Origin of the sequence: Psychroserpens mesophilus (assembly GCF_000826645.1) — a bacterium.
In the GTDB taxonomy this organism is placed as follows: domain Bacteria; phylum Bacteroidota; class Bacteroidia; order Flavobacteriales; family Flavobacteriaceae; genus Psychroserpens; species Psychroserpens mesophilus.
This window is the reverse complement of the sequence record NZ_JXJP01000008.1, coordinates 556,561-577,500: the sequence shown is the minus strand read 5'-3', so window position 1 is coordinate 577,500 and position 20,940 is coordinate 556,561. Positions and strand designations below refer to the sequence as shown.

The 20,940-nt window shown below is 32.9% G+C and carries 14 protein-coding genes, 2 tRNA genes and 2 rRNA genes (1 of these 18 only partly in view); 15 read left to right on the top strand and 3 right to left on the bottom strand.

Annotation, left to right across the window (positions count from 1 at the left end; translation table 11 throughout):
• The 3 genes from TD18_RS09940 to TD18_RS09930 form a co-directional block, all read left to right on the top strand.
• Positions 1-31: ribosomal RNA gene (locus tag TD18_RS09940) — 23S ribosomal RNA — on the top strand (it extends 2,788 nt beyond the left edge of the window).
• Positions 32-124: 93 nt separating this feature from the next.
• Positions 125-232: ribosomal RNA gene (gene rrf, locus TD18_RS09935) — 5S ribosomal RNA — on the top strand.
• A 142-nt stretch (positions 233-374) separates the two neighbouring features.
• A complete protein-coding gene (locus tag TD18_RS09930) occupies positions 375-2,807 on the top strand; it encodes a helix-turn-helix domain-containing protein (RefSeq protein WP_040251877.1) in 2,433 nt (810 codons plus the stop codon).
• Between the two features lie 53 nt (positions 2,808-2,860).
• Here the strand turns inward: TD18_RS09930 and TD18_RS09925 are convergent, their stop codons facing one another.
• Complete coding sequence (locus TD18_RS09925) at positions 2,861-4,003, bottom strand: acyl-CoA dehydrogenase (RefSeq protein WP_040251875.1); 1,143 nt, start codon at positions 4,001-4,003, stop codon at positions 2,861-2,863.
• A 92-nt stretch (positions 4,004-4,095) separates the two neighbouring features.
• On the opposite strand from TD18_RS09925, the gene TD18_RS09920 reads away from it, so the two are divergent.
• The 11 genes from TD18_RS09920 (at position 4,096) to TD18_RS09870 (ending at position 13,658) form a co-directional block, all read left to right on the top strand.
• Complete coding sequence (locus tag TD18_RS09920) at positions 4,096-5,160, top strand: anhydro-N-acetylmuramic acid kinase (protein ID WP_040251872.1); 1,065 nt, start codon at positions 4,096-4,098, stop codon at positions 5,158-5,160.
• A gap of 87 nt (positions 5,161-5,247) precedes the next feature.
• Complete coding sequence (locus tag TD18_RS09915) at positions 5,248-5,895, top strand: hypothetical protein (RefSeq protein ID WP_040251869.1); 648 nt, start codon at positions 5,248-5,250, stop codon at positions 5,893-5,895.
• A gap of 1 nt (position 5,896) precedes the next feature.
• Complete coding sequence (locus tag TD18_RS09910; RefSeq protein ID WP_040251866.1) at positions 5,897-7,405, top strand: hypothetical protein; 1,509 nt, start codon at positions 5,897-5,899, stop codon at positions 7,403-7,405.
• A gap of 92 nt (positions 7,406-7,497) precedes the next feature.
• Positions 7,498-8,724, top strand: coding sequence for a Glu/Leu/Phe/Val dehydrogenase dimerization domain-containing protein (locus tag TD18_RS09905; RefSeq protein WP_040251864.1), 1,227 nt, complete (start codon positions 7,498-7,500; stop codon positions 8,722-8,724).
• 8 nt (positions 8,725-8,732) lie between these two features.
• Entirely contained in the window at positions 8,733-10,127 is a 1,395-nt protein-coding gene (gene nhaD / locus TD18_RS09900; RefSeq protein WP_040251861.1) for a sodium:proton antiporter NhaD, read from the top strand.
• A 67-nt stretch (positions 10,128-10,194) separates the two neighbouring features.
• Entirely contained in the window at positions 10,195-10,890 is a 696-nt protein-coding gene (locus tag TD18_RS09895; protein ID WP_040251859.1) for a MotA/TolQ/ExbB proton channel family protein, read from the top strand.
• The gene (locus TD18_RS09890) at positions 10,890-11,285 is read left to right on the top strand and encodes an ExbD/TolR family protein (protein ID WP_040251857.1); all 396 of its coding nucleotides are present in this window, start codon (positions 10,890-10,892) and stop codon (positions 11,283-11,285) included. Before TD18_RS09895 ends, TD18_RS09890 begins: the two co-directional genes overlap by 1 nt.
• Before the next feature lie 34 nt (positions 11,286-11,319).
• Positions 11,320-12,174: a hypothetical protein gene (locus TD18_RS09885; protein ID WP_040251855.1), complete on the top strand. Its 855-nt coding sequence runs from the start codon at positions 11,320-11,322 to the stop codon at positions 12,172-12,174.
• Positions 12,174-13,394: a bifunctional folylpolyglutamate synthase/dihydrofolate synthase gene (locus TD18_RS09880; RefSeq protein WP_040251853.1), complete on the top strand. Its 1,221-nt coding sequence runs from the start codon at positions 12,174-12,176 to the stop codon at positions 13,392-13,394. Before TD18_RS09885 ends, TD18_RS09880 begins: the two co-directional genes overlap by 1 nt.
• 62 nt (positions 13,395-13,456) lie before the next feature.
• Positions 13,457-13,531: transfer RNA gene (locus tag TD18_RS09875), tRNA-Val, on the top strand.
• A gap of 52 nt (positions 13,532-13,583) precedes the next feature.
• Positions 13,584-13,658, top strand: a tRNA-Val gene (locus TD18_RS09870).
• A 98-nt stretch (positions 13,659-13,756) separates the two neighbouring features.
• On the opposite strand, the gene TD18_RS09865 is transcribed toward TD18_RS09870, so the two are convergent.
• Positions 13,757-15,022: a UDP-N-acetylmuramoyl-tripeptide--D-alanyl-D-alanine ligase gene (locus TD18_RS09865; RefSeq protein ID WP_040251850.1), complete on the bottom strand. Its 1,266-nt coding sequence runs from the start codon at positions 15,020-15,022 to the stop codon at positions 13,757-13,759.
• Between the two features lie 70 nt (positions 15,023-15,092).
• Positions 15,093-16,781 (bottom strand): gliding motility lipoprotein GldJ, encoded by a 1,689-nt coding sequence (gene gldJ, locus TD18_RS09860; RefSeq protein WP_040251847.1) that lies wholly within the window; start codon positions 16,779-16,781, stop codon positions 15,093-15,095.
• A 251-nt stretch (positions 16,782-17,032) separates the two neighbouring features.
• Between gldJ and porU the strand changes: the two genes are divergently transcribed.
• Positions 17,033-20,881, top strand: a complete 3,849-nt coding sequence (porU, locus tag TD18_RS09855) for a type IX secretion system sortase PorU (protein WP_040251844.1) — start codon at positions 17,033-17,035, stop codon at positions 20,879-20,881.
• Positions 20,882-20,940: the final 59 nt, after the last annotated feature.

The following is a 20,940-nucleotide window of genomic DNA, read 5'->3' as shown; positions in this document are numbered from 1 at the left end:
AGTAGTACTAATAACCCATAGGCTTATTGTACGCCTGTTTTTTTAGAGTTACAATTTATTTTTATGATGTTTTTTTTCAGTATGTTAAGATATTAGTGTTGATTATTTATAACAACCAAAGATTTAAGGTGGTTATAGCGATGGGGCTCACCTCTTACCATTCCGAACAGAGAAGTTAAGCCCATTTGCGCCGATGGTACTGCATTTGTGGGAGAGTAGGTCGTCGCCTTTTTTAAAGCCCTTCATTTTTATAATGAAGGGCTTTTTGTATTTATAGAAGATATTAAATTAATAGAATGACATACATTCAGTTATAGAAAATACTCTAAATTCAAAAGCATTTTTTATATTTATACAACACTTAAATATAGTTGATGTTTAGTAATAATGAGTTAGACCTAGCTTGGAATTTTGTTAATAAGACCAATAGAAATATTTTCTTAACAGGTAAGGCAGGAACTGGTAAAACTACTTTTCTTCATAAGTTAAAATTAAATTCTTCAAAACGTATGGTTATTGTAGCACCTACTGGAGTAGCTGCTATTAATGCTAAAGGAACTACAATACATTCTTTTTTTCAATTGCCATTTGGACCCATTCTGCCCAATGATTTAAGTAGGCCTAACAATTTTAATAGAAAATTCTCTAAAAATAAGATTAGTATTATTAAATCTCTAGATTTATTAGTTATTGATGAGATTAGTATGGTGAGAGCTGATTTACTGGATGGAATTGACAATGTTTTACGACAATTTAAAAATAAAAAGTTTGTTTTTGGAGGAGTACAACTTTTAATGATAGGAGATTTGCAACAACTCTCTCCTGTTGTTAAACATAATGATTGGGATTTATTAAAAGAATATTATAGTAATGCTTTCTTTTTTAATAGTAGGGCATATAATCAATGTGATCCTATTACTATTGAATTAAAACAGGTTTACAGACAAAGTGACCCTAAATTTATTAAAATACTGAATGAAATTAGAGCTAACTCATTGTCGAAATCATCAAGAGATGAATTGAATAAACTATTTAGACCTGATTTTATTCCTCAGCCTAACCAAGGCTATATATCTTTAACTACCCATAATAATATAGCAGAAAAAACAAATAGGTTTGAACTTGATAAATTAAACACTCAATCTCAAACCTATAATGCTATTATCGAAGGTGATTTTCCTGATCATTTGTGTCCTAATAAAAAGGAATTAGTTTTGAAAGTAGGTGCTCAAGTCATGTTTATAAAAAATGATAGTTCCATTGAAAAACGCTTTTTTAATGGTAAAATAGGAATAGTAATTTTCTTAGATAAGCACGAAGTGATAGTAAAATGCCCTGACGATGATTTTAATATTGTTACAACTCCTGAAATTTGGGAAAATATTACTTATACCATTGATGATAATACTAAGGCAATTTCTGAACGTGTAATAGGTTCTTTTTCTCAAATGCCATTGCGATTGGCTTGGTCAATTACGATTCATAAAAGCCAGGGATTAACTTTTGAAAAAGCAATAATTGATGTTCAAGGCGCATTTGCTCACGGACAAACATATGTAGCTATTAGTAGATGTAAAAGTTTAGAAGGCTTGGTTTTAAGAAATAAAATTAATTCAAATCATATAATTAGTGATTCTAATGTGATTGATTTTAATAAACAAGCAGAAGAAAGTCAACCTGACGAAACTATTTTAAATGACTCTAAAAAAGAGTTTCAATTGACGCTAATTTTAGAAACCTTTGATTACTATTCATTTATCTATCCATTTCATCGTATTTTAGATATCTATTATAATAATAAAAGAAGTATTGAAGGCAATATAGACCCTGTATTGCATAATTTAAAGACGGCAGTAAGTAAACTTCTAAAAGTTTGTCATAGTTTTAAATTACAGATTTTAGACTTATCAAATGGAATTGAAGAACCTCAAAATAATAGTAAATTACAAGAACGGTTTCTAAAAGCATTAGATTATTTTAAGTCTGAGACTAATAAGACCATTGAGATTCCTTATAATACATTGATTTTTATTACAGATAATAAAAAAATTGAATCTGATATACAAACTCAACTAGATAGAATAGATGAATTATTAGCTGAGAAAAATCTTTATTTTGACGGTTTGAAAGAAGGTTTTGAAACGACCAAATTTTTAGAATTGAGAGGAAAGTCTATTTTTTTAAATAAAGAAAAGCCTAAGAAACTTAAGAAACTCCCCATTAATGCTTTAGCTAATTCAGAACTTTTTGAATTACTTCGTGAATTAAGAAATACTATCGCTCATCGGGAAAGTCTCATCCACTATCAAATTTTTACACAAAAGACGCTTTATGCATTGTGTGAAATTCTTCCTAGAACTATTTCTGCATTAAAAGAAATTCATGGTATGGGAAAAACTCGAGTAGCAAAGTATGGCTTAGAAATTATTGAAGTCATAACATCCTATTGTGAATCGAATAATATAACTTCGATTCCGAATCCAAAGGGTATTAATACACAAAACTCAACCCGGAAAAAAAGCAATACTAAAAAAGAGTCATTAATATTATTTCAATCTGGAAAATCTGTCGAAGAAATTGCCAACGCACGTGAATTGACCATTAATACAATCTATGGACACCTCGCTAGTTTTATACCTTCTGGAGAAGTTAAAACTATTGATCTTATATCTAAGTCGCATTATTCAGAACTAAAGTCAATTATTCCAACTAAAACTTTTGATAGCCTTTCAGACCTTAAGCATCAAATCGATGACAAATATTCATACGTTGAATTACGGTTAGTACTTGACGAATTATCAAAATAAAAAAAGCTTCAGAATTTTATTCTGAAGCCTTTTTTTATAGTAAGTTAGATTATTTATCCTTTAATAACACCTCTTGATATTACAATTTTTTGAATTTCTGAAGTTCCTTCATAAATCTGAGTAATTTTTGCATCACGCATCAATCGTTCTACATGATATTCTTTTACAAATCCATTACCACCGTGAATTTGAACGGCTTCAACTGTTTGTTCCATAGCTACTTTACTAGCATACAATTTCGCCATCGCGCTAGACATGTCATAATTATTACCTTGATCTTTGTCCCAGGCAGCTTTCATCACTAACATTCGAGCTGCTTCAATTTCGGTATACATATCTGCCAATTTAAATGCAATTGCTTGATGATTGCAAATTTCTGTTCCAAAGGCTTTTCGTTCTTTTGAATATTTAAGAGCTAACTCATATGCTCCAGAAGCAATTCCTAAAGCTTGCGCTGCAATACCAATTCTCCCGCCTGAAAGCGTTTTCATTGCAAATTTAAAACCAAATCCATCTTCACCAATTCTATTTTCTTTAGGCACTTTTACGTCATTAAATTGTAAAGTATGCGTGTCACTTCCTCTAATTCCTAATTTATCTTCTTTTGGTCCTATATCAAATCCTTCCATACCTTTTTCAACTATAAAAGCATTAATTCCTCTATGACCTTTATCTCTATCGGTTTGCGCAATGACTAAATAAACATCACTACGACCTCCATTCGTGATCCAGTTTTTTGTTCCGTTAATGACATAATGATCTCCTTTATCAATAGCAGTAGTTGCTTGAGATGTAGCATCACTACCTGCTTCGGGTTCACTCAAACAAAACGCACCTAAATATTCTCCAGTAGCCAATTTTGTAAGATACTTTTGTTTTTGTTCTTCACTACCAAAAGCTTCAAGCCCATAACAAACCAACGAATTATTAACCGAAACCATAACTGATGCAGATGCATCAATTTTTGATAGTTCTTCCATAACAAGCACGTAAGAAATAGCATCCATGCCGCTTCCACCATATTTAGGATCAACCATGATTCCCATAAACCCAAGTTCACCCATTTTACGAACAATTTCTTGAGGAAATGTTTGTGTATTATCACGTTCTATAACGCCTGGAAGTAATTCGGTTTGTGCGAAATCACGAGCTGCGTCGCGAATCATAATGTGTTCTTCAGTTAAACTAAAATCCATAGTAATTTATAATTATTGATTTGATAAAAAATGATGTCAAAGATAACTCTTTATTAGCATATTTTCAATCAGTATTGTTATTTTTACTGAATATGATAAAATCAAAGTATAATGTCATTGGCGTGATGTCTGGAACATCTCTGGACGGAATTGATTTAGCTTACATCAGTTTTGAAGCTAATGATGTCTGGGCATTTAAAATTCATAATGCTGAAACGGTTTCTTATACTGAAGAATGGAAAGACAAATTATCGAATCTTGTCAATTACCATATAGAAACTATAAAGCAGATTGATGAAGATTATACCACCTATTTATCCGAAATCATCTCTAAGTTCATTGAAAAATATCAATTAAATACTATTGATGCCATATGTACTCATGGTCATACTGCTTTGCATCAGCCTGAAAAGGGCTTAACCTATCAAATTGGTAATTTACAGAAGATTACAAAATTAACTGGCCATACAGTTGTTTGTGACTTTAGAGTTCAGGATGTTAGACTTGGCGGACAAGGAGCGCCATTGGTTCCAATAGGAGATCGGCTCTTGTTTCCAGAATACGACTACTGCCTTAATCTTGGTGGCTTTGCTAATATTTCATTTGAAAATGAGTCTAGTCGCATCGCATTCGATATTTGTCCGGTAAACATTGTGTTAAACTATTATTGTAAGAAAATTAATTTGGAGTACGATAACAACGGAAACTTAGCTTCTCAAGGAAAACTAAACCTCTCACTGCTAAAACAGCTAAATACTTTAGAGTTTTATCATCAAAATTTTCCGAAATCATTAGGCTTAGAATGGATCAATTCTAAAGTCATTCCAATGATTGACACGTATCAACTAGAAATTAAAGATGTTTTAAGAACAGTTGTTGAGCATATTGCGATTCAAATTAATACAATCTTGAAACAGAACGCAAAGGCTTCAGTTTTAGTAACAGGTGGAGGTGTTTACAATACTTTTCTTATGAATCGTTTGAAAGATCTGAGTCAGAATAAAATCATTATTCCTTCCGAAGCTATCATTGAATATAAAGAGGCGCTTATTTTCGGACTTCTCGGTGTTCTTAGATTGAGAAATGAGATCAATTGTTTGGCAAGTGTTACAGGAGCTAAGCATAATCATTCTTCGGGTATTATTCATTCATATTAATGTTTTTACAGAAAGTAATTAATTACATTTGTACACTTTGGCTTAAGTTTTGTAAGCACAAGGATAAATTATAAAATCTTATTTTAAATGAAACATTTAGTATTAGTAGTTGCAGTTTTAATGTCAAGTTTCGGTTTTTCTCAAATTGATGACAATTGGGAAGATGTATCCGAAAAATTACCGGGTTACGTGATTACCAATAAAGGTGAGAAAATTGAAGGCTATTTAAAACGATTCCTCAAAATTAAAAGTCAGCGTAAAGTTAAATTTTTCAAGACTTTAGATGATAAGCCAGTCGTGTATGACCCAGAAGATTTGAAGGCTTATAAAATTGAAAATGACTATTATGAGACGCATCCTTACGAAGGTTTAAGCGGAAAAACAAAAGTATTTTTATTGAGAACAGTCGATGGTAAAATAAGTCTTTTTGATTACTACATTAGAGTGGAAGATGATAAAGGAGCAGAAATGACACTTTCTAAAAAAGGAAACACAGAGGTTTCTTTAGATTTTGATGGTACTAAAATTCAAACGGAAGTTTTAGCCGTTAAAGATGGAGATGATTATCTAAAGTTTGCCTCATCTAAGGTAATATTTAGTTTTAAGAATGTGATGAGCAAGTATGTTTCTGATTATCCAGAATTAGCTAAAAAAATTAAGGATAAAGAAGAAGGATACAGAATCTTAAGTATTCTGAAAATTGTTAATGAATACAACGCACACTTTGCGCATTAATATGAAGTATTTATTTTTTGGTATTTGCATATTTATTAGTGCATTTACTTTACAAGCTCAAGAGGAAGAATTAGCTAGTTTTGAATGGGCAGAACATTCTAATAGCACAGTTGTAGGATCGCAAAACCCTGTAATGGTATTTCCCTCAGAATCTGGATTCACAGTGTACAGTATTGAAGAATTAGGATCTCAGTTTTATGCACCTAAAATTATCTATATCACAAAGTTCGATGCATCAGGTTCTCCATTGTCATCCATAGATTTTAAATTGCCAATGCGCTCTCAAAAAGATGCAACGCTTTTAAAAGTTATTGAGGGTAATAATAAATTGTATTTCTTTTCTCATGTAGCAGTTAAAAAGGATGGTAAGAATGCGTTGTATGCTCAAATTTATAATAATGAAACGCATCAGATTTCAGACGTTATAGAATTATTTACTCTGCCAATTGAAAAAGTAAATAATTCAGGTTTTTTTGAAATAGCAAGTTCTTCTGATGCAAGCAAGTTTGCTGTTTTGGTTAATCAACCATTTGAAAAGAAAACGAACGAAGCTATTGATGTCCTTACTTTTGATGAGAATTTAAAGAAGCTTACAGAAACCTCTCAAACCTTGTCTTTTGAAAGTGATCGAGCTTATAATGAAAATCTTTTTGTTGAACATGATAACATAGTTACTATTATTAAAAAAACTGATACGTCTAAAAAGAATCCGATAACGACTATTATAACAATTAATGGTAACGATGTTAAGGAGCAACAAGCTTCAGCTGAAGGATTTTACATTTCAGATAGTAAAGTGATCACGTTTAATCATTCTCAGTATCTCATAGGTTTTGCAACAGATAATGCTAAACCGGCTATTTCGGTCGGTGGAGCAAAAGACAGCAGCTTTTTTATCTATAATATTACTGAAGGAAAACTTGTTAAAAATCAAGAATGGGCAAAAGAAACGATAAAACGTGTTTTAGGAAAAGGTTATATTGATTTAAAAGTGAAGGATATTTTAATCGATAATGAAGCCATTTATCTTATTGGAGATTGTTATTCTAAAGATAGCGAAGCGATTGAAGGTAAAAATTTTGAATATAATTATAAACATAGGTTCGGACCAGGAATTGTTATAAAGTTCGATATTGATGGCAACGTGGCTTATGAAGTACCTATAAGTTATGGAGAAGAGTACATGAACAGAATGGAAATAGTAGGTTCATTTTACCCGTTTTTAAGTCATGGTGAGCTATTTATTTTAGCCAATGAAAAGGAATCTATCTTGAAAGATAAAAAGATAGTTATGGGTTATGATAAGATCAATGCTAAGGCAATTGTTTTACATTCTTTTGACGCTGAAGGTAATATAGTCACGACTCCATTTTGGAATAGTAAAACAGGAGGAGCCAAAGAATATACCGACTTTGCACCTACGCAAACCTTACAGGTTTCAGATAAGGTTTTTTATATCTATGCCATTGGAAAAGAGATGCATAAATACGGAAAACTAATCTTGAAATAAAATTTAATATCTTTTAACAATAATAAAATGGCTTTACTTTTTAAAGCCATTTTTTGTTTTTTATATTTGCTGAAATATAACTAACTATCTTAATGAAAGACTTACTTCAAAAGTACGAAGACAAAGCTCCTGAAATTGTTTTTAACTGGAAAGATCCTGAAACTGAAGCCGAAGGTTGGACAGTAATTAATTCTCTGAGAGGAGGAGCAGCAGGAGGCGGAACAAGAATGCGTAAAGGACTCGATATGAATGAAGTATTGTCTTTAGCCAAAACCATGGAAGTAAAATTCACGGTTTCAGGTCCTGCAATTGGTGGTGCAAAATCAGGTATAAACTTCGATCCTCAAGACCCAAGAAAAAAGGGTGTTTTAGAACGTTGGTACCAGGCCGTTTCTCCATTGCTAAAAAGCTATTACGGAACAGGTGGTGATTTAAATGTAGATGAAATTCATGAAGTTATTCCAATCACTGAAGAAAGTGGTGTGTGGCATCCGCAAGAAGGTGTTTTTGAAGGGCATTTCAAACCAACTCAAGCCGATAAAATCAATCGTATAGGACAGCTTCGACATGGAGTAATAAAAGTTATAGAAAACCCAAAATATTCGCCTAGCGTTGCCAGAAAATATACAGTTGCAGATATGATTACTGGTTTTGGCGTGGCTGAAGCCGCTAAACATTTTTATAACGTTCATGGTGATTCTATTGTTGGAAAACGAGCTGTGGTTCAGGGCTTTGGAAATGTTGGTGCAGCAGCAGCTTTTTACTTAGCTCAAATGGGAGCAAAAGTCGTTGGGATTATTGATAGAGTAGGAGGGTTAATCAATGAAGAAGGATTCACTTTTGATGAGATTACAGAACTTTACTTAAAGAAAAATGGGAACACATTAATCAGTGATAATCTCATTCCTTTTGAAGAGATTAATCAGAAAATATGGTCACTTCAAACTGAGGTTTTCACACCTTGTGCAGCTTCTAGATTAATAACGCAAGACCAAATTGATAACATGATTGAAACTGGTTTAGAAGTGATTTCCTGTGGAGCAAATGTGCCATTTGCAGATAAAGAAATATTTTTCGGTCCAATCATGGAACATACAGATAATAAAGTAAGTCTTATTCCCGATTTTATTTCAAATTGTGGAATGGCAAGAGTGTTTGCCTATTTCATGGAACGAAAAGTTCAAATGACAGATGAGGCTATCTTTAATGATACGTCTGAAATCATTAATAAAGCTATTAAAAATGTTTACGCAACCAATAACACAAAGACAGGAGTGAGTGCCACTGCTTTTGAAATCGCATTAAGTCAACTTATTTAAAGATACCTATGGAAACAATTATAATTTTAGTTTTTGTATTGGGCTATTTAGCCATAACAGTAGAGCATAGCATAAAAATTGATAAGTTAATTCCTGCTTTGGTCATGATGGCTATTAGTTGGGCACTTATTTCTTTAGGAATTGATTCGTTTACTCAATGGTTTGATTCTGCAAATCATGGTTTAGTTGATGGTTTTGCGTCTTTAGGTCATGAGAGCAAGATGCATATTATGGAAGAAACCTTGCTACATCATTTGGGTAAAACTGCTGAAATTCTTGTGTTTTTATTAGGTGCAATGACGATTGTTGAAATCATTGATTATTTCGATGGCTTTTCAACAATAAAGAGTTTTATAAAAACGAATAGTAAGCGTAAAATTCTATGGATTTTCGCAATATTAGCGTTTGTCTTATCTGCAATTATCGATAACTTAACGGCAACTATTGTTCTCATTTCTATTCTTCAAAAAATTGTAAAAGATAGAGATGTTCGTATCTGGTATGCAGGTTTAATTATTATTGCAGCCAACGCTGGTGGTGCATGGTCGCCAATTGGGGATGTGACAACTACCATGTTGTGGATTGGCAAAAAAGTGACTACAGGACACCTTTTTGCATACTTATTTGTGCCTTCTCTATTATGTATGTTGGTGCCTACCTTTATTGCTTCGTTTATGCCAGCGTTTAAAGGAACCTTAGAAAAAGTAGAAGTTGACACAGACAAACCTAAAAGTAAGTTTAGTTCTACAATGCTTTATCTTGGACTCGGAGGGATTATTTCTGTACCAATTTTTAAAACAGTAACGCATTTACCTCCTTATGTTGGTATGATGTTAGCCCTAGGTGTTGTAGCCATTTTTGCTGAAATTTATAGCAATTCGAAATTTGCACTTTCTGGTATTGATTCAGATGAACACAAAGAACATTCTAGCCATAGTCCGGTTCACCATTCATTATCTAAGATTGAATTGCCGAGTATCTTATTTTTCCTCGGAATTTTAATGGCTGTGGCTGCCTTAGAATCTCTCGGAATTCTATTCGGATTTGCAGGAACATTACAGGATACAATGCCAATGCTCGGTACAGAATTGCATGGTGAAGGAGTTTCTGATTTGGTAGTATTATTGCTTGGCGTAGGTTCTGCAGTAATTGATAATGTACCATTGGTTGCGGCAAGTTTGGGAATGTTTTCTGAGCCTATTGATAATGAATTATGGCATTTTATAGCTTATTCTGCTGGAACAGGTGGAAGCATGCTAATCATAGGTTCTGCAGCTGGTGTTGTAGCTATGGGAATGGAGAAAATAGATTTCTTCTGGTATATTAAAAAGATATCATGGCTTGCATTAGTTGGCTTTTTAGTTGGAGCAGTTGCATTTATGTTTACCAGAACATTATTATAGTTTGCATACTTTTGAACTAAAATAGACGTTATTACACTAATATAATTAATTTCAATACTTTTTTAATATGATATTACTAAGTAATATTCAAGAGGGAACTGAATTGCTCACTGATTCAGAATCTACTAAAAAAACGCTATCTATTATTGAATTGATAAGCAGCGGAGGATTAGCGGGACAAGTCATAATCGCTATATTATTCATTTTATTAATTGCAGTCATTTATATTTATTTTGAACGTTTGTTTGCGATTAAAGCAGCTTCAAATGTAGATGCTAATTTTATGAATCAGATAAAAGACCACGTGAGTAACGGTAAAATTGACTCTGCTCAAATGCTTTGCGCTCAGGTTAACACGCCAGTGTCCCGACTAATCAATAAAGGTATTACTCGTATCGGAAAACCGTTGGAAGACATCAATACAGCAATAGAAAATGCTGGTCGATTAGAGTTATATGGCTTAGAAAAAAATGTTAGTGTTTTAGCTACGATATCCAGTATTGCACCAATGATTGGATTTCTTGGAACTGTAATAGGAATGATATTATCCATTTTTGAAATTGCTAATTCTGGAGGACAAATCGATATCAAACAATTATCTGATGGTTTATATACTGCGATGACTACTACTGTTGCTGGTTTGATCGTTGGTATTGTTGCCTACACGGCTTATAATCATTTAGTGGTTAGAACCGATAAAGTTGTGTATCAAATGGAGTCAAATTCATTAGAATTTTTAGATCACTTAAACGAGCCAATTTAATGAACATTAGAGGTAGAAATAAAGTAAAACCAGAATTCAATATGTCTTCAATGACAGATATTGTGTTTTTGTTATTGATATTTTTTATGCTTGCTTCTACATTGGTCACAACGAATGCTATTGATATTTTGTTACCTCAGGCTAGTGGAAAAACTGAAAATAAACAATCTGTTGCGGTAAGCATTACTAAAGATCTTAACTACTATATCGATCAAAAATTAGTTGGTGGAAGTATGCTTGAATCAGAATTAATCACCATGCTCTCAGGTCAAGAACAGCCAACGATAGTCTTACGTGCCGAAAAATCAGTACCAGTCGAAAATGTTGTAACAGTGATGGATATCGCTAACCGTAATAAGTTTAAAGTCATTTTGGCTGTAAAACCAAATAATTAATTTTTTTCGGAATAAAGTTTGCAGTAGGAACTCTATGAAATACCTAAAAACAAAACACGAACGTAATTCAGCAAAAATTACAGCACTTATTGTTGTAATTCTTGTATTATTATTGTTTGTGGTTGGTCCTCCATATATGGATCCACCAGAAGAATATGGTGTTGCAATTAATTTTGGAAATTCTCCAGTTGGTTCAGGAAACATTCAACCTACTGAACCTATAAAATCAAGACCTACAAAAGATATCTCGAAAGAAGATACTCAAGCAGATAAAGCTCAGCCCGAAAAAACCACAGCATCTAATAGTAAATCTGAAGATGTATTAACTAATGAATCTGCTGAAGCGATAGCTATTAAAAAAGCAAAAGATGCTGAGGCAAAAGTCAAAGCTGAAGCTGAGCGTCTTAAGCAAATAAAACAAGCTGAAGAAGAACGTAAAGCTAAGGAGGAACAAGAGAAAAAGGATAAACTCGATGCACTTATTGGAGGCGTTACTAAATCTGATGGACCTACAAAAGATGGTGAAGGTCCAGGTGATGGTCCTGGAGATAAAGGTGATTTAGATGGAAGTCCGTATGCACCTTATAAAGGCACTCCAGGTTCGGGAAATGGAGGTGTAGGCTATGGTTTAAATGGAAGAGGAACACCTAATTATATCCTTTATGATGGTTGCGAAAACGAATATGGTTTAATAGTTGTTGATATTGTTGTAAACCGTAACGGTCAAGTTATTGAGGCTACTCCAGGTGTTAAAGGAAGTAATAATGCAACATCTTGTTTGAAAGCTCAAGCAAAAAAAATCGCGATGTCCTATAAATGGCCAGCAGACTCCAAAGCTCCTACTCGACAATACGGTAAAGTAAGTGTCAACTTTACACCTACAAATTGATGAACTATCAAGAGACTGTAAATTGGATGTTCAAGCAGTTGCCTATGTACCAACATCAAGGTAAATCTGCATATAAAGTCGATTTGTCAAATACTCTTCTTTTAGCTAAGCATTTAAATCATCCTCAACGTTTTTTTAAAAGCATACATATTGCAGGAACTAATGGCAAAGGCTCTACAAGTCATATGCTGGCTTCGGTACTTCAGGAGGCTGGATACAAAGTTGGACTTTACACGTCTCCACATTTAAAAGATTTTAGAGAACGTATTAAAATTAATGGCAAAGAAGTCAGTAAGCAGTTTGTTATCGGATTTATCAAAAGAAACTTGTCTTTTTTTAAACAAAATGAATTGTCCTTTTTTGAAATGACTGTTGGTATGGCTTTCGATTATTTTTCTAAGCAAAAGGTTGATATTGCTATAATTGAAGTTGGTTTAGGAGGTCGGTTAGACTCAACAAACATTATTACTCCGGAAGTTTCAGTAATTACAAATATTGGTTTTGATCACACCCAATTTTTAGGAACTACTTATCAAGCTATCGCTTCAGAAAAAGCGGGAATTATAAAGCCTAATATTCCTGTGGTCATAGGAGAAACACAGAAAGAAACTAAAGATGTATTTATTAATACAGCAAAAAAAAATGCTTCAGAAATTTATTTTGCTGATCAGTTAGTAACACAAAATTTTAAAAGTGATTTAAAAGGAAGTTATCAAAAACACAACATTAAAACGGTTGTACAATCTATAAAAGTCTTAAATACTCAAAAGAGATTTAAAATCTCTGATAATGAATTAATCCAAGGCTTAAAAAATGTTACAAAAAACACAACTTTAAAAGGTCGTTGGCAAGTGTTACAAGAACAACCTAAAATTATATGTGATACTGCTCACAATAAAGAAGGACTGACTTATGTGATGAGACAATTAGGAGAAGAGAAATTTGATGCGCTTCATATGGTTTTTGGAGTAGTAAATGATAAAGACTTGGATTCTATATTGCCTATTTTGCCAATAGACGCAAGGTATTATTTTTGTAAACCTGATATTCCAAGAGGAATGGATGTAAATAAGCTAAGAGAAAAATTTGAAAACAATGGCTTTAAAGGTCAGTGTTATATGACGGTAAATGAAGCACTTAATTCTGCTAAGCAAAACTCAAAAGCAGAAGATTTGATTTATGTTGGAGGAAGTACTTTTGTTGTAGCAGAAATAATTTAATTTTTTTTATAAAAAGCTTTTGCTAATTAAAAATCTAGACTATATTTGCAGTCCAATAATAAGGGCGCGTAGCTCAGTTGGTTCAGAGCACTTGGTTTACACCCAAGGGGTCAGGGGTTCGAATCCCTTCGCGCCCACAACTACAAAAAAGTTCGCATCATATGCGAACTTTTTTAGTTTTATTGAATAGGGTCATTAACTCAGTTGGTTCAGAGTGTTACCTTGACAGGGTAGAAGTCACTGGTTCGAATCCAGTATGACCCACATGAAATTTGAAATCCATATTAAAGTATGGATTTTTTTATTTATAAAAGTTAAAATATTCTCATCAAGGAGGTTTAAAAAGGCAAATTCAATTACACTTATAATACATCCAATACTCTTTCCAATGCCATGCCTCTAGAGCCTTTAATAAGTAGATATTTATTATTTAACGGATTGTTCGCTAATTCTGTTTTTAAGTCTTCAAAAGACTTAAAACGTTTTATTTTATCTGAATGATTCACCGTTTCAAAAAAGAGCTTTCCCACTAAGAAAATATTATTGATGTCAAACTTCTGTGAATAATCTGAAATGGATTGATGTTCCATATGAGACGCTTCTCCTAATTCAAACATATCTCCAAGAATGGCTACTTTTTCAGAACTGTTTAAATTTCCAAAATTATCCAATGCAGCCATCATACTTGTTGGATTAGCATTGTAAGCATCTAAAATAATTTGATTTGATCCTTTTTCTATAATCTGAGAACGATTATTTGAAGGGATATAATTTGCAATTGTTTTTGAGATGGAATCATCATCTACTTTAAAATATCCTCCTACAGCAATGGCTACAGCTATGTTGTTGTAATTATAGGCTCCAGTTAAATGGGTTACAATTTTTATCTTATTAAATTGCAATACTACGAAAGGTTGTGCGCTTAACATTTTCATATTAGAGCCAAAACGAATAACTTTTTTGTAATTACCGATTTGTTCTATCTGAGTTTGATCATTATCGTTAACAAAAATAGTTTTTTGATGTGATTTAAGATGGTCGTATAATTCTGATTTCCCTTTAATAACACCTTCAATGCCTCCGAAGCCCTCTAAATGTGCTTTTCCAAAATTAGTGATCAATCCGTAGTCTGGAAGTGCTATATTGGATAGAAATTCTATTTCTTTTTGATGATTTGCTCCCATTTCAACTATGCCAATTTCAGTATCAGCTTTAAACTCTAAAAGGGTTAGAGGTACTCCAATATGGTTATTTAAATTTCCTTTGGTAGCAGAGGTTTTATAAGTAGTAGATAAAACTGCATTTATCAATTCTTTGGTGGTGGTTTTGCCATTACTGCCTGTTAGAGCTATGATTGGTATGTCCAATTTCTTTCTATGGTGAGTGGCTAATGCTTGAAGAGTATGTAATACATTTTCAACCAAAATACAATGGTCATGTTTTGCATACTGTTTTTCGTCAATAATCACATAACTAGCTCCTTTTTTTAAAGCTTCTAAAGCAAACATATTTCCATTAAAATTATCTCCTTTTAAAGCAAAAAACATGCAGCCGGAATTAATTTTTCTTGTATCTGTAGATATGGAGTCGCACTCCAAAAATGCCTTATAAATTTGTTCTATTGTCATAAAATAAATTTAAATAAAAAAGTCCTAACGTTTATAGTTAGGACTTTTTTATTTGTAATAAATAGATATATTAATTTCGTTTCTTTCCGCCTTGGGATTTTGAACCTACTCTAGACATTGCACATCTAAATCCAATGTAATCTGTAGCCATATCTTGTGGGAAATATCGACGTTGTGCAGGATCAATCCAATATGCTCTATCTCTCCAAGATCCACCTTTGTAAACTCTTACTTCATCATTAATCATTGACGTTCTTTGGTTTGAAGTGTCATATTCTTTAATTACTTGTCCTGTAGAATCTCTTTGAATGTTATGTTTCGGAGAATTATACATTTTTCTTGTCATAGCCGCTTCTGCATCTACACCATCTTCTTCTTCATCAAAATCTGTTGCGTAACTTCTAGACGATCTTGCATCTCCATCTCTAAAGTTTCTGTTATCACTTCTGTCGAAGTTTGTTCTTAAGTATGTTTCATCTTCGTCAACAGGAACTTGTAATATTTCACCAGGTAAATTTCTGGCAACTACTTGACCGTTACTTAATGTATCAAATACAATTTCATCTGGAGTTACAACTTTTACAGTTCCATCTTCATTAATTGCGTTTTTAGTGTACACGTTACCTCTGTAATAGTTAAAGTCACTAAATTCATCATCAACAATTGGTCGATACACATCGGCAACCCATTCTGCAACATTTCCAGCCATATCATATAAACCGTAATCATTTGGTTCGTAGCTCATTACCTGTGCAGTAATATCAGCACCATCGTCTGACCAACCTGCAATTCCACCATAATCACCTTTACCTTGTTTAAAGTTTGCTAATTGATCACCTTTGGTTTTTCTTTTACCTGAACGTGTATACTGACCATCCCATGGATATTTTTTACGACCTCTATACACATTAAAACTCCTTAATTCACTCATTCCTAAGGCAGCATATTCCCATTCTGCTTCCGTTGGAAGTCTATAATCAGGAGAAATAATACCAGATTCTCTTCTGGCATAGTTATTTATAGTGTCTCCAGCCGCAGTAACTTGGACTCTTTTTCTAGATTTTTCCGGATTTATAATACTGTCATTTCCTCCATAAGTTAAAGTTGGAGCATTTAAATACGTATCGGTATTAAAATTACTATCAGCACTAGCAGTTAATTTTGCGTCTCTTTCAATGTAACCTGCGTTTTCAAGATAAAGTTCATTCACTCTGTCAGTTCTCCAATTAGCAAACTCTACAGCTTGAATCCAGCTTACGCCAACTACAGGATATTCTCCGTAGCCAGGATGACGTAAATAATTTTCTGTCATCATTTCGGCGTATCCTAATCTGTTTCTCCATACTAAAGTGTCAGGTAAAGCACCTTGATAAATTAATCTGTAGTTATCTTCTTCTGGAGGATAAACTCTTTTGATATAATCAAGATATTCTGTGTACATCTTGTTTGTGACTTCTGTTTCATCCATGTAAAAGGACTGCACATGTTGTTGGTTAGGTGTATTGTTCCAATCATGCATAACATCATCTTGAACTTTACCCATTGTAAACGTTCCACCTTCAATAAAAACTAAACCAGGACTTGTTTCTTGTTCTTGGAATTTGTCATTGTATTGAAAACCACCATTTTTGTCATTAATTTTCCATCCTGTGGCTCTTGAACTGTTCTTGTCTGAAGAGTTTCTGCTACAACCAACAATTGTTAAAGATATCATTAGGGCTAATAGTATCCTTAGGTTTAAGACGTTTTTCATATCCATACTTTTAAGTAAGCTAATTAAATTTTAGAGACGCAATATAGCAATTAAAGGTAAATTAACAACATTTTTTGGCAAATAGATTTAAAAAAAGTTGCATTTCATCCTGTTTTTTATGCAATATAACGGACTTTTACTCAGTTAATCGATGTATTTTGACTTTAATAACGGTTGGTTAAATCAAATATTGTTGTAATTTTGAATAAAAAATTGAAACACTATAATAACATGATATTATAGTCGTTATTTATACTATGAAAAAACTGTTATTTATTTCTTTTATCTTGTGCAGTACATTCGCTTTTACTCAACAAAGACAATTTGTAATTCAATGGGATGGTACAAGAACACTAGAAACTTCTTCTTATCAATTTGAATTGCCTGGATTCAATAAGGAAAATTATAACTACAGCGATTCAGAAGGTTTACATTTTGTGTCTCAATGGGAAACCAATACATTACTAAATGAGAACTCTCTTATTGTGTCTAATATTTCGTATGAAGTTATCTCAGTTAGCGAGCTAAAAGCGTTATCGAAAGATTTAATACCAAATTCTATTAAAGCAAAGTTATCTAATTCTATTGATAGAAATAAATCATATGCTTTTCTTAAGGTTAGTCCGATTATTAATGACAACGGAATATTTAAAAAGATTACATCATTCACAATAAATTATTCTTTAGCTTCATCATCTAACAGAAGTGCATCTAATAGTCAGGAAATTGTCAATTCTGTTTTGAACTCTGGTAGTTGGAGACGCTTTTATGTTGAGAATTCAGGTGTTTTTAAAATAACTAAAAGTTTTTTACAAGATATTGGTGTTAACACTGATGTAGATCCGAGAACTATCAAAATTTACGGAAATGGTGGTGCCATGCTACCAATGCCAAATAATGCATTTTACCCAATAGACCTTACCGAAAATGCAATTAAGTTTGTTGGCGAAAATGACGGTGTATTTAATGATGAAGATTATATCTTATTTTATGCTGAAGGACCAACAGGTAATGTTGAAAATGGAGAGATTAACACCAATATTAATCCTTACACTAATAGAGCTAATTACTATGTTAATTTTGGAGGCTCTTACGGAAAACGTATCGAAACAGCAATCCAACCTAATCAAAACCCAGACTATACAATTGATACATTTCAAGATTATAGATTTCATGAGGTTGACGAGTTTAACATAGGTAAATTAGGAAGACGATGGTTCGGAGATCGTTTTGATATTGATAACGAAAAAACATTTACGTTCAGTTTTCCAAATGTTGTTACTACTGAGCCAGCAAAAGTTAAGGTTTATGTAGCTGCGATATCTGATGTGCAAACCTCCATGCAAATCAAAGTAAATTCAGCAGATGTTGGAACCATTTCTCCAATAGGTTTAACTGATGGTATATTGGCTACTGGAGGAGCATATCAAGGAAATATTCCTATAACATCTTCTGAAGTAAATGTCAATATAACATATAACAACAGTGGCGTGCCTTCATCCTTAGGATATTTAGATTACGTTTCTGTTGAAGCTACAAGAGCGCTGACTTATACTGGTGGACAGTTGCGTTTTAAAAATAATACAGTGGCAACCTCAGATGGAATCGTAGAATATGCTTTGGCTAACGCTTCGAATGTGAAAGAGGTTTGGGATATTACAGATAAATATAATGTAACGAGCATATCAAACGAAAACCAAGATTCAAATTTTAGATTTAAGGCAATTTCGGGTAGTCTTAAACATTATATCGCTATTGGTAATCAAAACTTTTTTCAGCCGTTGAGAGATGGAAATTCCTTTGTAAGTAACCAGAACCTTAAAGGCACTATTTTTAAAAATAATCAAGGCGAATTCCAAGATATAGACTACATTATTGTTACTCCTAATAATTTGTTATCGCAGGCAGAACGATTGGCCGAAATTAACAGACAGCAATACAATTTAAATGTTAAAGTTGTCACACTGAATCAAATTTACAAAGAGTTTAGTTCTGGAAATCAAGATATCGGTGGCATTAGAAATTTCGTGAGATATGTTTATCATAATGCAAGTTCGCCAGATAAAAGATTAAAGTATTTATGTCTTTTTGGAGATGCATCTTTTGATTACAAAAACAGGATAGCTAATAATACCAATATTGTACCTACCTGGTTTTCGTATAACAGTTTTAGCCTTACAAGTTCATTTGTTTCTGATGATTTTTACGCCATGATGGATGATAATGAAGGCGACATGTCTACCTCAAACAGAGCTGATATTGCTGTAGGTCGTATTTTAGCAAGTACACCTCAACAGGCGAAACAATTAGTTGACAAAATTGATGAGTATTATTCGGAAGCTTCTTTTGGGAGCTGGAGAAATAATCTTTTGATGATTTCTGATGATGTAGATGTACCTTTTGAAGCAGAACTTCAGCAAACTACGGATGATATTGCAAATACCATTACTCAAGAAAAACCGTTTTTAAATGCTGTAAAGATTCATTCTGATGCATTCCTTCAAGAATCTTCTTCGGCAGGTCAACGTTACCCATTAGTCAATAAGGAAATAAGAGATGCTATAGATGTTGGTGCTCTCGTGGTCAATTACTTTGGTCATGGTGGTGAAGACGGCTTAGCTTCTGAACGTATTTTTGATAAAAATGATTCTAAAGAAGTTGCTAATGCGTGTAAGTATAATCTATTTATAACAGTAACCTGTGAATATACTAAGTTTGATGATCCTTTAAGACAAACAGCAGGAGAGTTTACATACTGGAATACAAAAGGTGGCGCTATTGGTTTAGTAACCACTACCAGACAAATTTTTGTGAGTTTAGGTGAAGCATTTAATGTGGTAATAGAGCCTTATCTTTTTGCTTTTGGATCTAATGAATATCCATCGGTTGCAGAAGCTTTACGCCAATCAAAAAATGATCCTGCGATTAGCAGTAACGCTCAAAAAATATTGGTTTGGTTTATTGGTGATCCAGCAATGAAGCTAGCTTTTGCAAAACCAGATGTAAGATTAACAAAAATTAATGATGTGCCTATTGGTGAAAATACTGATGTATTGCAAGCGCTAGGTAAAGTAAAATTATCTGGTGAAGTAGTAAACGAATCAGGAAACTTGATAGCTGATTATAATGGCATATTAACGGCAACGGTTTATGATAAGGACATTGACAGGCAAACCTTAAATAATGATAATCAAAATAGTAATGGTCAGCCTATCGTAATGGATTTCAAGACTTTAGGTGAGGTTATTTTTAAAGGACAGGCAACGGTTTCTAACGGAGAGTTTGAATTTGAATTTGTCGTTCCAAGAGATATCGGTATTACAGTGGGTCCTGGTAAAGTGAGTTTTTATACCATGAGAACACTTCCTTTAGAAAACAGAGCTGGATCCAGTTTCGATATACAAGTTGGTGGAATTAATGAAAATGCAGTAGAAGATAATATTGGTCCTGTAATTAATCTTTTTATGAATGACGAAAATTTTGTTTCTGGCGGCATTACTAATGAACAACCATCGCTTTTGGCAAAATTATCTGATGAAAACGGTATTAATACTGCTAGTGGAATTGGTCATGACATTGTTGCAATAATCGATGGTGATGAAACCAATCCATTTATTTTAAATGATTATTATCAAGCCAATGTTGATGATTATCAAAATGGAAAGGTAAGCTATCCGTTTAGAGACTTAGAACCAGGTTTACATACCTTGTCCCTAAAAGCTTGGGATGTTTATAATAATTCATCAACTGCCGAAATTCAATTTGTCGTATTTGATAAAGACCAAGACTTGGTCATTGATAATGTTTTAAATTATCCCAACCCATTTATTGATTACACCGAATTTTGGTTCAATCACAATAGTCCTGATGTTTTAGACGTTTCAGTACAGATCTTTACAGTTTCTGGTAAATTGGTAAGAACTCTAAATGGACAAACAAATGGAGGAAGTAAAGTTACAAGTTCACTTTCAAAAGATATTGTTTGGGATGGCAGAGACGATTTTGGAGATAAAATTGGTAAAGGTGTTTATATTTATAAACTAAAAGTAAGATCTAATCGTTTAAATAAACAAGTTGAAAAAATTGAAAAACTTGTAATACTATAATAAAGATTTATATTTGCCTAATTGCTAGGTGATTTAAAATTGCTTAAAAAGATAACAAA